Below are 13,675 nucleotides of genomic sequence, written 5' to 3' on the forward strand. Positions count from 1 at the left end.
ACGCGACTTCGGGCTTTTTTTGTGACGCAAACAAAGCATCTGGACTGGTAGCTGAGACGGTATAGCGGCGGTTTGAAGAACCGCATACGAGGATTCGAGCGCCTCCCAGTCCGCTTCTGCGCGATGCCCTGACAGCATCGCGCCGCCAACATTTCGGCCCGTTCGACTTCGGGTGAGGTCACCGGTCTTTCACGCCGGGCAGGTAGGGTTCGACTCCCACACGGGCTGCTATTTCGGAAGTCATCCGGCTGGATGAGGAAACTGTCTTGAAAACAGCTGACGGCATGTCCGTTTGTGGGTTCGAGTCCCACGGCTTCCGCCTTGATGGATGGCTCGGTAGGCAACTGGCAGACCACCTTCGCTCAGAACGAGGGATGCTGTGGGTTCGAATCCCACTCGAGCCACTGCTGAACGGCCCTGTGGCAATTGGTTGACCGCTCGAACTTAAAATTCGGGGACGTTGCGGGTTCGAATCCCGCCTGGGCCACTGCACGCCAGCGCGTGTCAATGATCAGGTACGCAAATTGGAAAAGCGGCCACGGTGAGAACGTGGTGAATTTGTGGGTTCGACTCCCACCTTGATCACTCAAAACAACATTCAACGAGGAAGGTAGCCGAATACGGCTCGTCGGGCCGGTTTGCTAAACCGTGCGACCGCTATGGTCATGTGGGTTCGAATCCCATGCCTTCCGCTTCAATCGGATTCGCAATTACGATTTCTCGGGAGGTCTGTTGCCTCATTGCTGTCGCCAAGTCAACGGTTAGGCGGAGCAGAATCTGTCTAGACGGAAGATACCAAATCACAGCTGCAAATTTTACATGGGGAAGCTATGATTTAACCGCTCTTGCCTCACAGCAGGAGGCCAAGATGGGGGGATTTGCGGTTTTGCGAAGCCTTTTTGACGTTTTGCATTTGACCCGAATCCAAGTTTGACCGATTCTCGTTTATAACGCCGTTGGGAAATATTTCGCGAGTTCTAGGGACAGAGGAAGTCGTGATGTTTAATGAGTCAAACTTCGATCTTGTTATCGTTTAAGTCTGTATCTCATGCACTGGGAGTCTGCAAATTCCCAGAGGCAGACACAGTGTCTCCACACAATTCTTTGAGGGGGATTCGCCAAGCGATTCATACCGATAAGAAATGGACTAATGGTGGGGAAGAATCGGCTGTGTCACCGAATCAGTTTGATGCCGATTTCGCTGAGCTTGTCTTGGCCAAACTAGAATCTCTGCTCTCGTTACAACGTGAATTAGTAGGTAACGAAGTGCTGGCAGCTGCTAGTGCGCTCAACTACCTTGGGAGTACTCTCGTGCAGCAATCCCTTATGGAAAAGGATGAACTGAATTGGTTTGCCGCAAGGTAACCGTGTTATCTAGTGGCTGTGAACTCGGATTCTTTCAAGTACTCGCGTTCTCAAGAATGCTCCACCGCGGAATAACACCGCGGTGAAGCGACTCGAAAATCCGCGTCTAGTTAAGCAACGACCGATTCTAAGAACCTCATTAATATGGGGCAATTAGAAACTAACCGCGCGTTATGCCCACTCGAGGTCGTTCGTTGCTGTCCCTCGATCGCCTCGGGACGGGCTAGGGCTGGCCACATTTCTGTGGCCAGCCCGTTTTTTAGACACGGCTCTTCATGAGTCATCGGATTGTATTGATTGGATGATAGAAAAGCCATAACGATCCAAAGTTCTTCCGAACAATACTTCTCGTGTGACTTCATATATGTGATATATGTGGTCAATCTGTGTCCACTCAATCGAGCCCTCCTGACGTTCGGAACACGATTTTGATCTCCTTCGCTTGAACCGCGTGCGTGATGCCTCTTTCGCTTTTTTTGCCTTGGATTCTTCTCGATTTCCCCTCCCCGACTGGAAAGTTAGTCGCCATTGACGCAAATTAGGGAGTGAACCTCTGGCCGTTTATTAGACGGCTACCCCCTGCTTTGCCCCAGTTTCGAGGATCTTCCTGATGAACTTCGCGCGTTTCTTTTTCCTATTTACGTGTCTACTGATCGCTCCGCTTTCTATCGCTACGGCGGCGGATCAAGCGAAGAAGCCGAATATCCTGTTCGTTTTGTGCGACGATCTTCGTCCGGACGCCGTTGGCTGCTTGGGCAGCGAGCACGTGAAGACCCCCCGAATCGACCAAATCGCCAAGGAAGGAATTGTTTTCAACAATTCCTTCTGCACGACATCGCTGTGCTCGCCAAGCCGCGCTTCGATTCTGACCGGCCTTTACGCCCACGCCCACGGGGTGACCGACAACTTCACTGAATTCCCGACCGAGATGGCCACGTTCCCCAAGCGTCTGCAGGATGCCGGGTACGAAACGGCCTACATCGGCAAATATCACATGGGTGAAGATAACGATCAGCCTCGCCCCGGTTTTGATTGGTTCGTCACGCACAAAGGCCAGGGCAAGTACTTCGACACGGCTTTCAACATCAACGGCCAAGGCGAAAAAGTCATCGAGGGCTACTACACGCATGTCGTTACCGACATGGCGATTGACTGGCTGGAAAAGGACCACGCTGATAAGCCCTGGTGCCTGATGATCGGCCAGAAAGCGCCCCATAGCTTCTACTTCCCAGAGCCGAAGTATGAGCATGCGTTTGACGACGTTGAAGTGAAGTACCCTGCCACGGCGTTCGACCTCGACGACAATCCGAAGTGGATGAAGAAACGACTCTACACCTGGCACGGCATCTACGGTCCCCTGTTCGACTGGCGGAAGGACTTTCCCGATGACAGCCCGGAAGGGGTCAAGGCGTTCGAGAACATGGTGCATGCCTACTGGGGTACCGTCCTGAGCATCGACGACAGTATGGGGCGTCTCTACGACTGGCTGGATAAATCGGGCCAACTGGATAACACGGTCATCGTCTTCATGGGGGACAACGGTCTGCTTGAGGGTGAGCACGGCATGGTCGATAAGCGGACGGCCCACGAAATGAGCATTCGCGTTCCGCTGATCGTTCGTTATCCGAAGCTTGGTCAGGGGAAAGCACTCGATCAGCAGGTTCTGACCGTTGATATGGCTCCTACCCTCATCGAACTGGCCGGAGCGAAGCCAATCGAAGACATCCACGGTCAGTCGTGGGCAAAGTTAGCCGCCGGAGGCGACGACGATTGGCGGAAGTCTTGGCTATACTACTACAATTACGAAAAGCAGTTTCCGTATACGCCCAACGTGCGGGCACTGCGTACCGACCGCTGGAAGTTCATTCGCTACCCACATGGAGACGGCTCGCCCGATCGTCATATGGCGGAACTGTATGACCTGAAAGCGGATCCGGAGGAAGGGACGAACCTTGCCGAAAAGCCGGAACATGCCAAGCTGGTCAAGCAGCTTCGCCAGGAATTGACGGAGCAGATGGAATCGGTTGGGCTAACTGCGGCTACCGATAAGATGCCCATCGACCAAGGCATCGGTTCGGAACTACCGGACGAGAAGATTCGCTAAGCTGAATCGGGACACGCTTTGACGGCGCGAGGCAACGGGGTTTCGTGCCTTTTGTCGAAGCCATTGCCACTGGTGGCAAATTGTTAAACCGACAAGGAAGGTACTAAGACTTTGGTTGAGCCAAATCCTCTTCTTCAACCAACGACGTCCGCCATGCTCAAGCGTACGAAGGTCGCGGCAACGCTCGGTCCCAGCGCATCGCGTCCAGGCGAACTGATGCAGCTTGTTCGTGCCGGCGCTGATGCGTTTCTTCTGGACTTGTCTCAGGACGATGGGTCAGTTTGGCAGGAGCGGCACGAGGCGGTTCGCGAAGTCGAAGGAATAGCCCAGCAGCCCATTACGCTGTTGGTAGACGTTCCATCCGCCGAAGGATCGGCTGGCGGCGAGGTGAGTATTACCCCGAACCTGGTCAACTGGATTGCAGATCACGAGATCGATTACGTTTTGATCTCTGTCTCCCAGGGATCTCATACCGTTTCCGAGGTCCGCAAGGTGCTTGCCGAGGCTGGCAGCGCGGCCGCCGTCATGGCCCGCCTGGACCATGCGTCGAACTACCGAGACATCGACAGCATCATTCAAGCGGCGGACGGGGTCGTCGTTACCGGGACCGGTCTTTCGGAACTGGAAACGTGGTCAATCCCGGTGATGCAGAAAATGGTTGCCCGGCAATGTCAGATTGGGGCCAAACCATGTCTTGTAGGGCGCGGCATTCTGAGCAATATGCTGCAATCGAAAGAGCCCAGCAATGGGGAAGTCTTCGATATCGCGAACGTTGTGTTCGACCACGCCGACGCTATTCTGTTGGGGGCCGAGACCGCCGTGGGAAGTTTTCCGACTCAAGCGGTCGAAGTGGTCTCGAAGACGGTCATCGCGACCGAGAGCCTGATGGAGATTACCGATCGTCCGATCAAGGTCGGGTTTGGTCAGCCACCGAATACGGCCGCCCTGGCCTACTCGATCCGGCACATCCTGAAAATGCAGGAAATTGCCGCGGTCGGCGTCTATTCTCATTCGAGCATGACGGCCCGGCTGATTGCGAAGAATTGGATCGATTGCCCCGTCTTAGGGCTTTCCGACCTGGCGACAACGGTGCGTCAGATGGGAGTCTACCACGGCGTTGTTTCCCGACAGATGAAAGCACCAAGCACCACGGCGGAGATGCTCACGACCACGACCTCGATCGCCAAGACGCTGGGACTGGTAGTGCCTGGGGATCGGATGATTGTCGTCTCGGAGTTGCCACTCCGTTCGACCGACAACGCAAACGCGTTCGTGATCGAAACGATCACGTAGACTGGCCGCATGCTCTCTTGATCCCCTGCGACAGAGTCGCAACCGACTAGCTGAATTCACCGCGGATATATTGCCGCGTGTATTCCTGCTGGGGATCTTCAAAGAGTTGCTTCGTTTCTTCTTGTTCGACAAGGTAGCCAGTGCGGCCACCTTCGGTAGTGTCGACGTACAGAAACGCGGTTTGATCGGCGACACGCTGAGCTTGCTGCATATTGTGCGTCACAATGGCAATCGTGTACTTCTGCTTAAGCTCTTTCATCAACTCTTCGATCTTGCGGGTTGCAATCGGGTCGAGTGCTGAACAAGGTTCGTCCATCAGCAGGACTTCCGGTTCCACGGCAATCGCCCGGGCGATACACAAACGCTGCTGCTGACCGCCAGAGAGGGACAAACCGCTTTGCTTGAGCTTGTCCTTCACTTCGTCCCACAATGCCGCACCACGGAGTGCTCGCTCGACGACTTCGTCGTAATTGCCGCGATAGCCGTTGATGCGAAGACCGTAGGTAATGTTCTTGTAGATGCTCATCGCAAACGGATTGGGTTGCTGAAACACCATTCCGATGTGGCGGCGAACGGCGACCGGATCAATCGTCTGGCCGTAGATGTCTTGGCCGCGGAAATGAACGTGCCCTTCGAAGCGGAAACCACGGATCAGGTCGTTCATGCGATTCAAGCAACGCAGCACGGTGCTCTTGCCGCAGCCGGAGGGACCGATGAAGGCGGTGATCTGTCCTTGCTTGATCGGGATACGGGTATCGCGGACTGCTTTGAAGTTACCGTAGTACAGTTCCTTCACGTCGCAGTCTATGACCGTGTTGTTGGCAGGCTGATTGTCAACCATTGGATTACCGATCCTATTTCGGCAGTTTATCGTTGCGGTCCGCTCGATGACAGGCTCTTGCCAATCAAGTTCGTTACCAGCACCACCAGTACTAAAACTAATGATGCGGACCAGGCCATTTCGCGTTGATTGTCCACAAACGACGAAGAAAAGTTGTAAATGAGTACCGCCATCGACGCGGTCGGTTGATTCAGTTCTAAGGACGTGGGGGACCAGGTAGACATGGACCAATAATTGCTGAACAGGGCGGTAAACAGTAGAGGTGCAGTCTCACCCGCCGCTCGAGCAACCGCCAGCATAACCCCCGTGATGATCCCCGGCAATGCAGTTGGCAATGTGACATACCACAATGTCTCGGTTTGCGTCGCGCCCATCCCGATAGAAGCTTCTTTCATCTTGGACGGAACCATCCGAATGGCTTCCTCGGCGGTAAGCATTACCACGGGAAGCATCAAAATGGACAACGCTACCCCCCCTGCATAGGCCGAGAATCCACCGGTAACGAGAACTACCGCCCCGTAGGCGAAGACGCCAGCCAAGATCGATGGAAATCCACTGAGAACCTTGGCGCAAAAGCGGACGATACTGGCCGTTTTGCTGCCAGTTCCAAGTTCGGCCAGAAAAATCGACGCCATGATCCCAAACGGTACGCTAATCAGCGCCGCGATGGCGACCATGATGAGGGTCCCGACCAGGGCGTTTCCAAATCCACCCCCATCCTCAAAAGCCGTCGGAGGCAATTGATAGAAGTTGGATAGCGTTAGCTTTGATGCTCCTCGATAGAAGAGCATAAAGACGACGGAAAAGAGTGGCACTAGCGCGGTGAACGTAAGCAGCGTCGTTACCAGGCTGAGAAACCCACTCAGCAAGGTACGTGGTTTACGGAGCGAGCGTTCTAACCGTCGAAGGTCGATTTCGTTGAACGACAACGGCTCTTTCTCAGGAGATGCCATTAACGCATTCCTTTCAGGCCTTTGGTTGCCCGTTGCAAGATCAGTGAGCCAATGATGTTTACGACCAGGGTGATGCCCATCAGGACCACGCCTGCGTACATCAGGACGCCCACTTTCATCTCGTCGCTACCCGCTTCGGAGAAGTTATTGGCGAGTAAGGCAGCCAACGTGTTGGCTGGAGAAAAGATGGAGACGTCGATCGTATTCATATTCCCGACAAGCATGGCCAGGGCCATCGTTTCGCCCAAGGCTCGTCCGAAAGCCAGAACGATACCACCAAAGATGCCACCGGAAGCGGTGGGCAGGACCACCGATAATATTGTCTCCCAACGCGTCGCGCCCAAGCCGTAAGAGGCCTCGCGCAGCTTCGGTGGAACCGCCACGAGCGCGTCACGACTAATCGCGGAGATGGTAGGAAGAATCATAATCGCCAAGACGAACGAGGCGGTAAGCATGCCGGGGCCTTGGTAGCGGGTACCAAAAAGGGGGAACCACCCCATGTTGTCGTGCAGCCAGTTGCAGGGTTCACGCAGCAGGGGCATCACCACGAAGATTCCCCACAAACCGTAAACCACACTGGGAATCGCAGCGAGCAGTTCGACCAGATTCTTGAGGGTACTTTCCGACCAACTGGGCAGCTGGCCCCAGAAACGGTGAAACTGAATGCCAAATAGCTTCAGGATCTGAAAGACGAAGTTGCCAAGGTAGCCTTCGCTGAGAAACACGGCGACGGCAATTCCGAAGAACGACCCAATAAATAAAGCTAGAAGCGAGCTGTAGAGCGTCCCCCAGATTTCAGGGAGGATGCCATACTCCGATGTATTCGGGTCCCACGTCCGACCCGACAGAAAACCAGCCCCATACTCCTGAATGGCTGGACTTGCCTTCCAGGTAATCTCGACGACGATGTAGGCCATGACGATGATCGTCAGCCAGGCAAACGCCGAGCAGGTAAATCGAAAAACTCGATCTATTCCCCGCTCGACGGACGTCGGAGGTCGAGAAATCGGCGACCTTGTTGGATGATCCATGGATGCCGCAACATGTTGTTGTAGAAAACCAGGCTTGGTGAGTATCTCACCAAGCCTGGAAGAAGTTGGCTTACTTCGCGGAAATGTTATCCAACGCGGCCGTAACCTTGCTGGTAACTGCTTCCGGCAAAGGAATGTATCCGAGTTCCTCACTCGATTCCTGTCCCGTGGTCAGACAGTACTTGATCATCTCCTTGAACGCTTCCATCTTCTTGGAATCGTCGTACGTCTTGTAAGCGATGATCCACGTGTACGTGACGATTGGCCACGAGTCTTCGCCTTCTGGATCCGGCACGAATGCGATCAACGATGGCGGGAATTCCACCGAGGCCAGAGCGGCTTGAGCCGAGTCAATCGAAGGCTTGATGTACTTGCCAGCTTTGTTTTCCAGCGAAGCCATCGACAGACCCGTCTTTTCGGCGTAACCAAATTCGACGTAGCCAATCGAACCTGGGGTCTGCTTCAGCGAAGTGGTCACCCCTTCGTTCCCCTTGCTCTTGGTACCAACGGGCCAGTTCGGAGCCTTGTTGACGCCAACTTCGCTGTTGAACTTTTCGCTGATCGCGGCCAGGTGCTGGGTGAAGTTGTAGGTCGTGCCGCTGGAGTCCGAGCGAACGATGACGTTGATGTCTTCGTCGGGAAGTTCCACGCCTTCGTTGGTGGCAGCAATCTTAGGATCGTTCCACTTCGTGATTTCCTTCAGGAAGATCCCAGCGTAGGCATCGCGGGAAAGCTTCAATTCTTCGACGCCTTCAAGATTGTAGGCAATCACGATGGCACCGGCGGTCATCGGAAGCAGCTGGACGCCGCGCTCGACCTTGGCCATCTCTTCATCGGTCATCGCGGCATCGCTGGCACCGAAATCGACCGTACCGTCGATCACGGCGCTCACGCCGGAACCGCTACCGACCGATTGGTAATCGATTTGAACGTTGTCGTGTTCGTTGGAGTAGGTCTTGAACCATGCTCCGTACAAGAGAGCGGGGAAGCTGGCCCCGGCGCCTTGCAGCTTAATGAGTTCACCGGAACTCTGACCGCCACCGCTTCCGCCGTTCGCGGATGGCTTGTTTCCACCGGTGCAGCCGACGGTGGCGACCATCATGGCAGCCAGAGCGACATACGAGCCCAAGTTTGATGGAGTGATTTGCATGCTTGGTCGTTTCCCCACAAAAGGATTACCCAGGATGTTATTCGAGATCGTGATAGGAGGTTTGTTGAGCCCTTTCATCGCACCCCCGTTTGTGGGGTCAACTGTTAACTCAACATCAACAAGGACGATTACTCTTTTGAGCTTCGCAATGCCTACCAAGAGAAACGCATTCCAGCCCCAAATTCGCCCTTCAGACACAAAATCTAAGGGGTGCAATCGAGCATCACAACCCGCTCTAAGAGATGCACGCAGAATCTTAACATCCGCCTTAACATTTCCCCCTACTTTGTGATAGCGACGATTGAATTCTTTCTAAGTAGTGCGAATTTTGGCATCGATCTAAGCGCTGTCGTTCACCATATTTATCAATTTTTCACACGCCTCGTCTCTTGCCGTCAGTAAGTCCTGGCCACCTTCCGAGCAAAATCTACCAATCGCGGCTGGCATCGAACTTGCACCTCCTATCCAAAAACGCACTCAGAAAAAAGAAAAGGAGGTTCATCCATGAATACGCCACAGATTCAGCGGCCAATCGTACTTGTGACGGGAAGTGGGGGTCTTATCGGATCACGCATCGTTCCCGAATTACGGAAGTCTTACACCGTCGTCGGAATGGACCTGCATCCCCCTGAGCAAGAGGAGGCCGACGTCGATCACTGGATTCAGGTCGATTTAACCGATGATGAGAGCGTCGCAGAGGCGTTTTCAGAACTTCAAACAAACCATGGAAGCGATTTGGCCAGCGTAATTCACTTGGCGGCCTACTACGACTTTAGTGGAAACGAAAGCCCACTCTACGACGAGCTAACGGTTCAAGGTACTCGGCGACTTGTCGATCAATTGCGGAGCATGCAGGTCGAGCAGCTGTTATTCACGAGCAGTTTGCTCGTGATGAATTCCGTCGACGTGGGAAACCGCCTGACGGAGCAATCCCCCACCAATGCCGAGTGGGCTTATCCGCAGTCCAAGTTGGCTACCGAACAGTTGCTGCGCGAGCAGCACGGAGATATCCCGGTACTCATCCTTAGAATCGCTGGCGTCTACGACGAAGCATGTCATTCGTTGCCGATCTCGAACCAGATTCAACGCATCTACGAAAAGCAGATGGAGAGTTATTTTTTCCCTGGTGACGCGAACTGTGGCCAATCTTTTGTCCACTTGGAAGACCTCACGCGGTGCATTCTGGCGGCGGTGGATCGACGGAATCAACTTCCCAGCTTTAAGACACTTCTCGTTGGCGAAGAAGACGTCATGAGTTATGGACAATTGCAAGACGCAATCGGCCAGCACTTGCATGGGAAGGAATGGCCCACCATTCGAATTCCCGCGGCGGCCGCGAAAGCCGGTGCCTGGGTTAAGCAGCAGATGGCATGTCGTGAGGAGGACGAACCCTTCATTAAGCCGTGGATGGTTGACCTGGCGGATCAGAATTATCCGATCGACGCGACGGAAGCCCGACACGTCCTGGGATGGACGCCTAACCACTCACTTCGGGGCACGTTGCCGGAGATGTTAAGCAAACTCAAGGAAAACCCTGCCCAGTTCTACGAGATCAACGGTTTGGGCTCACGAGAACCAAGTGAACAACGGGGGTGAGTTCATGAGTTCGTCTCTACCCCATTCAGCCCTGGAAAAGCTTGACGAACACGATCCGGTTCGTCCTTGGTCCTACAATCCTTCCGCCTGGTCGCAGCGAGTGCCCGTCTGTGTGCTCGCATTTGCGGCCACGATCATCGCCGCACACTTGGCCGCGTTCCAGTGGGGTTTAATCAACTATGTATGGGATCCCATATTTGGTGAGCAAAGTGCCAACGTGATCGGCTCGGAGATAGCCAAAAAGATGGATCGCTGGGTAGGCGTTCCCGATGCGGCGCTGGGGGCGATTGCTTACCTGGGAGATGCTATCTTCGGCTTAGCCGGTTCGACGCGGCGCTGGTACGAACGCCCGTGGATCGTCATTTTGTTCGGCATTGACGTCATACCTCTTGGAATCGTGAGTGTGATTCTCGTCATGGTGCAAACTTTCGTTCTCGGACAATGGTGTTTTCTGTGCTTGATCACTGCAACGGTTTCCCTAGCGTTGATCTACCTGGCGTACGACGAGGTCTATTCATCGCTACTTTTCCTATGGAAGGTGTGGCTACGCAGTCGCCGAGTCAACACGCTTTGGACGGCAATTTGTGGTTATCCCACGGAAGTCAGCGGACACGTCATTGAAGAAATGATTGGTTCTTGCGATGCCAGGAAAGAAGAATAGAAATGTGGCCTCGAGTCGTTGAATTCATGCTTGGCTGCTGGTTACTGTGCAGCCCGTTTATCTTTCGAGAAGAGAATCACTCAGGCATTGATTCCTACGTCGACTTCGGACTTGGAAGTCTGGTGATCAGCTTCTCCGCATTGGCATTTTGGAGACCAGCGCGATATTCCCATCTGGCGACACTTTTCGTTTCGTTATTGATGATTCTTGTACCACGTTTTGCTCTTTCACCTGAAATCTCGCCTGCCGGTCAAAACTTTATGGTGATAGGCCTGTTGCTCTTGATGTTTGCGATGATTCCCAACAAGGCCTTTTCCACACCATCTGCGTGGCAGAAAGAGATGCCAAGCCAAGCGTCGCAAAAGACATAGCTGAAAGATCGGTTGCCAATCGCTCTGGCAGTTGGTCGCGCAAGAAGAAAGCCATCGCGGGAAGGATGGCTTAGCGTGTAGTAACTTGCCTGCTGCTAGCTCGCGGCGACAGCTTGTAGAAATGTGGTCATGTCGATCGTATTGAGCAACAGGCCGATTTGCTTCATTTCAGCAACCTGCTTGCGACGTGTCCGCTCTTGGGTGCTCCACGATCGGCGTACTTCGCGACAGGCCTCGGCAAGGGAACGTTTCGTGACGTGTTGTTCTTCGGTCGAAGGCGATTCAAGGCAAACTAGCGTGCTCATATGTCGAAACTCCATTTTGAGGAAAGCGTTGTTGTTGCCCTGGCTTTATGCAATTGCCGTACCAAATGATCGCTGATCTCACGGAAGTCCTCTCGTAAACCTGGAGTCAGGCATGGGCTTTGCGGAGATCTAAAAACCAAGAAAATGCGTGATTCTCGCGAGTCATCCGCCTAGAATTCAGCTGGAGGGGTCAATCATGTCCAGACATTGTGCCGTTGCGATATATGACGAGTTTTCAGCAGCCCAAAAGGCTGTTCAGCAGCTCGATGAAAGTAAATTTCCTTCCGATCAAGTCTCGTTGGTGGCAAACAGCGTTCATCAAGATCTTCAGTCGACCAACATCCTCCAATATGGGGATGAGTCCGAGAAGGACGCCGCTTTCGGTGCTGGCGTCGGGGGGCTTCTGGGCTTTTTCATGGCCGCTCCCCTGCTAACGATTCCTGGCTTCGGGCTGATGCTGATCGCCGGGCCGATAACTACCGGAATTACGGGAGCGATTGTCGGCGGCATCCTCGGCTCGATGATCGGCTGGGGAGTGCATGAAGATCATGTCGCCGAATATGAGGATGAAGTCCGCCAGGGAGCGTTTCTCGTCGTTGCCAATGGCGATCCATTTGAGGTCGACTACGCAAAACAAGTTCTCGATCAAACCAACGCGCGCTGCGTCTCGATGCATGTAAGGGAAAGTGCCGACAGCATCGAGCCGTAAAAGCACAGCGCACAAAAAAAAGAGCCGGCGCACACTTGGCCAGCTCTTTTGGTTGGTTCATATTCGCGGGATTAGGCTTCGATCAGCATCCGAGATGGTTCTTCGATCGCTTCCTTGATGCGTTTCAGGAAGGTCACCGCTTCGCGGCCATCGACGATTCGGTGATCGTAGGTCAACGCGAGGTACATCATCGGGCGAATCACGACCTGGCCGTTCACAGCCACCGGGCGTTCTTCGATCGCATGCATCCCCAGCACGCCGCTTTGCGGTGGATTGACGATCGGCGTCGAGAGCATCGAGCCGTACACACCGCCATTGCTGATGGTGAAAGTACCGCCAGATAGTTCTTCCGGCTTCAGTTGGTTGCTTTTGGCACGACCAGCGAACTCTTGGATTGCCTGTTCGATCTCGGCGAAGCTCATGCGTTCGGCGAACTTGAGCACCGGAACCACCAGCCCTTTGCCCGAGCCAACCGCGATACCGATATGGAAATAATTTCGATAAGCGATGTTCGTCTCGTCGCGAATTTCGGCATTCAGTTCCGGGTGGGCTTTCAGGGCGTCGATCAGGGCCTTGGTGAAGAACGACATGAAGCCCAGTTTGACGCCGTAACGTTTCTGGAACGACTCGCCGTGACGCTTTCGCAGGTCCATGACGTACGACATGTCGACCTGGTTGAACGTCGTGAGCAGGGCCGCCTTCTGTTGGGCTTCGACCAGCTTCGAGGCAATGCGGCGACGAATGAGGCTCATCGGAATGACCTCTTCCATCTCCTTTTCATTGCGATTGCCCGAGTCCGCACTCGGCCGGCTGGAGATCGACTGAACGTACTTCTCGACGTCCTCACGGCGGACCGTCTTGCCGGCTGGCGCGACGTCAGAAGCGGATAGACCGTGCTTTAGCAGTTCTCGGCGACCGGAGGGAGTCGCTTGGGTGTCTTCATTGCTCGAAGCGGACTTGGCATTACCGTCGCTCTTGGTGGCCGCGGCTGGCTCAGCTTTCGGCTGATCGGCCTTCTTCGATTTCTTGTCCGACTTCGCCGCTGGCTTGCCGGCACCTTCTTCGAACAGCGCGATCACTTCGCCGACCGAAACGATCTCGCCTTCTTGCTTCAGAATTTTCTGCAGCGTGCAATTGGCCGGGGCAGCGAGGTCCATGGAAGCCTTATCGGTTTCCAACTCGACCACGTCCTCGTCTTCCTGGACGCTTTCCCCTTCGCTTTTCAGCCACTTGAGGATCTGCACTTCCTGAATCGACTCGCCCGATTCAGGCACTTTCAATTCGATGGTCATCTTC

At 54.2% G+C, this 13,675-nt stretch carries 13 protein-coding genes and 6 tRNA genes; 13 read left to right on the top strand and 6 right to left on the bottom strand.

What is annotated here, in order from left to right:
• The first annotated feature begins 41 nt into the window (after nt 1–41).
• The 9 genes from Pan97_RS13385 to Pan97_RS13410 all read left to right on the top strand — a co-directional run bounded on the left by Pan97_RS13385 (nt 42) and on the right by Pan97_RS13410 (nt 4,762).
• Nucleotides 42–113: transfer RNA gene (locus tag Pan97_RS13385), tRNA-Phe, on the top strand.
• Between the two features lie 42 nt (nt 114–155).
• A tRNA-Glu gene (locus Pan97_RS26265) sits at nt 156–228 on the top strand.
• Between the two features lie 7 nt (nt 229–235).
• Nucleotides 236–319, top strand: a tRNA-Ser gene (locus tag Pan97_RS26270).
• An 11-nt stretch (nt 320–330) separates the two neighbouring features.
• Nucleotides 331–404, top strand: a tRNA-Leu gene (locus Pan97_RS13390).
• Nucleotides 405–509: 105 nt separating this feature from the next.
• A tRNA-Leu gene (locus Pan97_RS26275) sits at nt 510–585 on the top strand.
• 20 nt (nt 586–605) lie between these two features.
• Nucleotides 606–692 (top strand) — tRNA-Ser (locus tag Pan97_RS26280).
• A gap of 313 nt (nt 693–1,005) precedes the next feature.
• Nucleotides 1,006–1,365: a hypothetical protein gene (locus Pan97_RS13400; RefSeq protein WP_144973312.1), complete on the top strand. Its 360-nt coding sequence runs from the start codon at nt 1,006–1,008 to the stop codon at nt 1,363–1,365.
• 610 nt (nt 1,366–1,975) lie between these two features.
• On the top strand, nt 1,976–3,469 hold the full coding sequence (locus tag Pan97_RS13405) for a sulfatase family protein (protein WP_144973314.1): 1,494 nt from the start codon (nt 1,976–1,978) through the stop codon (nt 3,467–3,469).
• 153 nt (nt 3,470–3,622) lie between these two features.
• Entirely contained in the window at nt 3,623–4,762 is a 1,140-nt protein-coding gene (locus Pan97_RS13410; RefSeq protein ID WP_144973316.1) for a pyruvate kinase, read from the top strand.
• Nucleotides 4,763–4,808: 46 nt separating this feature from the next.
• Here the strand turns inward: Pan97_RS13410 and pstB are convergent, their stop codons facing one another.
• From pstB to pstS, 4 genes are all read right to left on the bottom strand, one after another.
• Complete coding sequence (pstB, locus tag Pan97_RS13415) at nt 4,809–5,603, bottom strand: phosphate ABC transporter ATP-binding protein PstB (RefSeq protein ID WP_144973317.1); 795 nt, start codon at nt 5,601–5,603, stop codon at nt 4,809–4,811.
• A gap of 26 nt (nt 5,604–5,629) precedes the next feature.
• Complete coding sequence (pstA, locus tag Pan97_RS13420; RefSeq protein WP_144973318.1) at nt 5,630–6,556, bottom strand: phosphate ABC transporter permease PstA; 927 nt, start codon at nt 6,554–6,556, stop codon at nt 5,630–5,632.
• Nucleotides 6,556–7,587, bottom strand: coding sequence for a phosphate ABC transporter permease subunit PstC (gene pstC / locus Pan97_RS13425; protein WP_144973320.1), 1,032 nt, complete (start codon nt 7,585–7,587; stop codon nt 6,556–6,558). Before pstC ends, pstA begins: the two co-directional genes overlap by 1 nt.
• 70 nt (nt 7,588–7,657) lie before the next feature.
• On the bottom strand, nt 7,658–8,737 hold the full coding sequence (pstS, locus tag Pan97_RS13430; protein ID WP_165698740.1) for a phosphate ABC transporter substrate-binding protein PstS: 1,080 nt from the start codon (nt 8,735–8,737) through the stop codon (nt 7,658–7,660).
• Nucleotides 8,738–9,241: 504 nt separating this feature from the next.
• Between pstS and Pan97_RS13435 the strand changes: the two genes are divergently transcribed.
• The 3 genes from Pan97_RS13435 to Pan97_RS13445 are packed head-to-tail and all read left to right on the top strand — an operon-like array spanning nt 9,242 to nt 11,365.
• Nucleotides 9,242–10,333, top strand: coding sequence for an NAD-dependent epimerase/dehydratase family protein (locus Pan97_RS13435; protein ID WP_144973322.1), 1,092 nt, complete (start codon nt 9,242–9,244; stop codon nt 10,331–10,333).
• A 4-nt stretch (nt 10,334–10,337) separates the two neighbouring features.
• A complete protein-coding gene (locus tag Pan97_RS13440; protein WP_144973324.1) occupies nt 10,338–10,994 on the top strand; it encodes a vitamin K epoxide reductase family protein in 657 nt (218 codons plus the stop codon).
• A gap of 2 nt (nt 10,995–10,996) precedes the next feature.
• The gene (locus Pan97_RS13445) at nt 10,997–11,365 is read left to right on the top strand and encodes an SPW repeat domain-containing protein (RefSeq protein WP_144973326.1); all 369 of its coding nucleotides are present in this window, start codon (nt 10,997–10,999) and stop codon (nt 11,363–11,365) included.
• A 95-nt stretch (nt 11,366–11,460) separates the two neighbouring features.
• Here Pan97_RS13445 and Pan97_RS13450 read toward each other — a convergent pair whose 3' ends face one another.
• Nucleotides 11,461–11,670, bottom strand: a complete 210-nt coding sequence (locus Pan97_RS13450; protein WP_144973328.1) for a hypothetical protein — start codon at nt 11,668–11,670, stop codon at nt 11,461–11,463.
• Nucleotides 11,671–11,866: 196 nt separating this feature from the next.
• Here Pan97_RS13450 and Pan97_RS13455 point away from each other — a divergent pair, with 196 nt between their 5' ends.
• Nucleotides 11,867–12,379, top strand: a complete 513-nt coding sequence (locus tag Pan97_RS13455; RefSeq protein ID WP_144973330.1) for a general stress protein — start codon at nt 11,867–11,869, stop codon at nt 12,377–12,379.
• 71 nt (nt 12,380–12,450) lie between these two features.
• Here the strand turns inward: Pan97_RS13455 and odhB are convergent, their stop codons facing one another.
• Complete coding sequence (gene odhB / locus Pan97_RS13460) at nt 12,451–13,671, bottom strand: 2-oxoglutarate dehydrogenase complex dihydrolipoyllysine-residue succinyltransferase (protein WP_144973332.1); 1,221 nt, start codon at nt 13,669–13,671, stop codon at nt 12,451–12,453.
• Nucleotides 13,672–13,675: the final 4 nt, after the last annotated feature.

It is taken from the genome of Bremerella volcania (assembly GCF_007748115.1).
Classification (GTDB): Bacteria; Planctomycetota; Planctomycetia; order Pirellulales; family Pirellulaceae; genus Bremerella; species Bremerella volcania.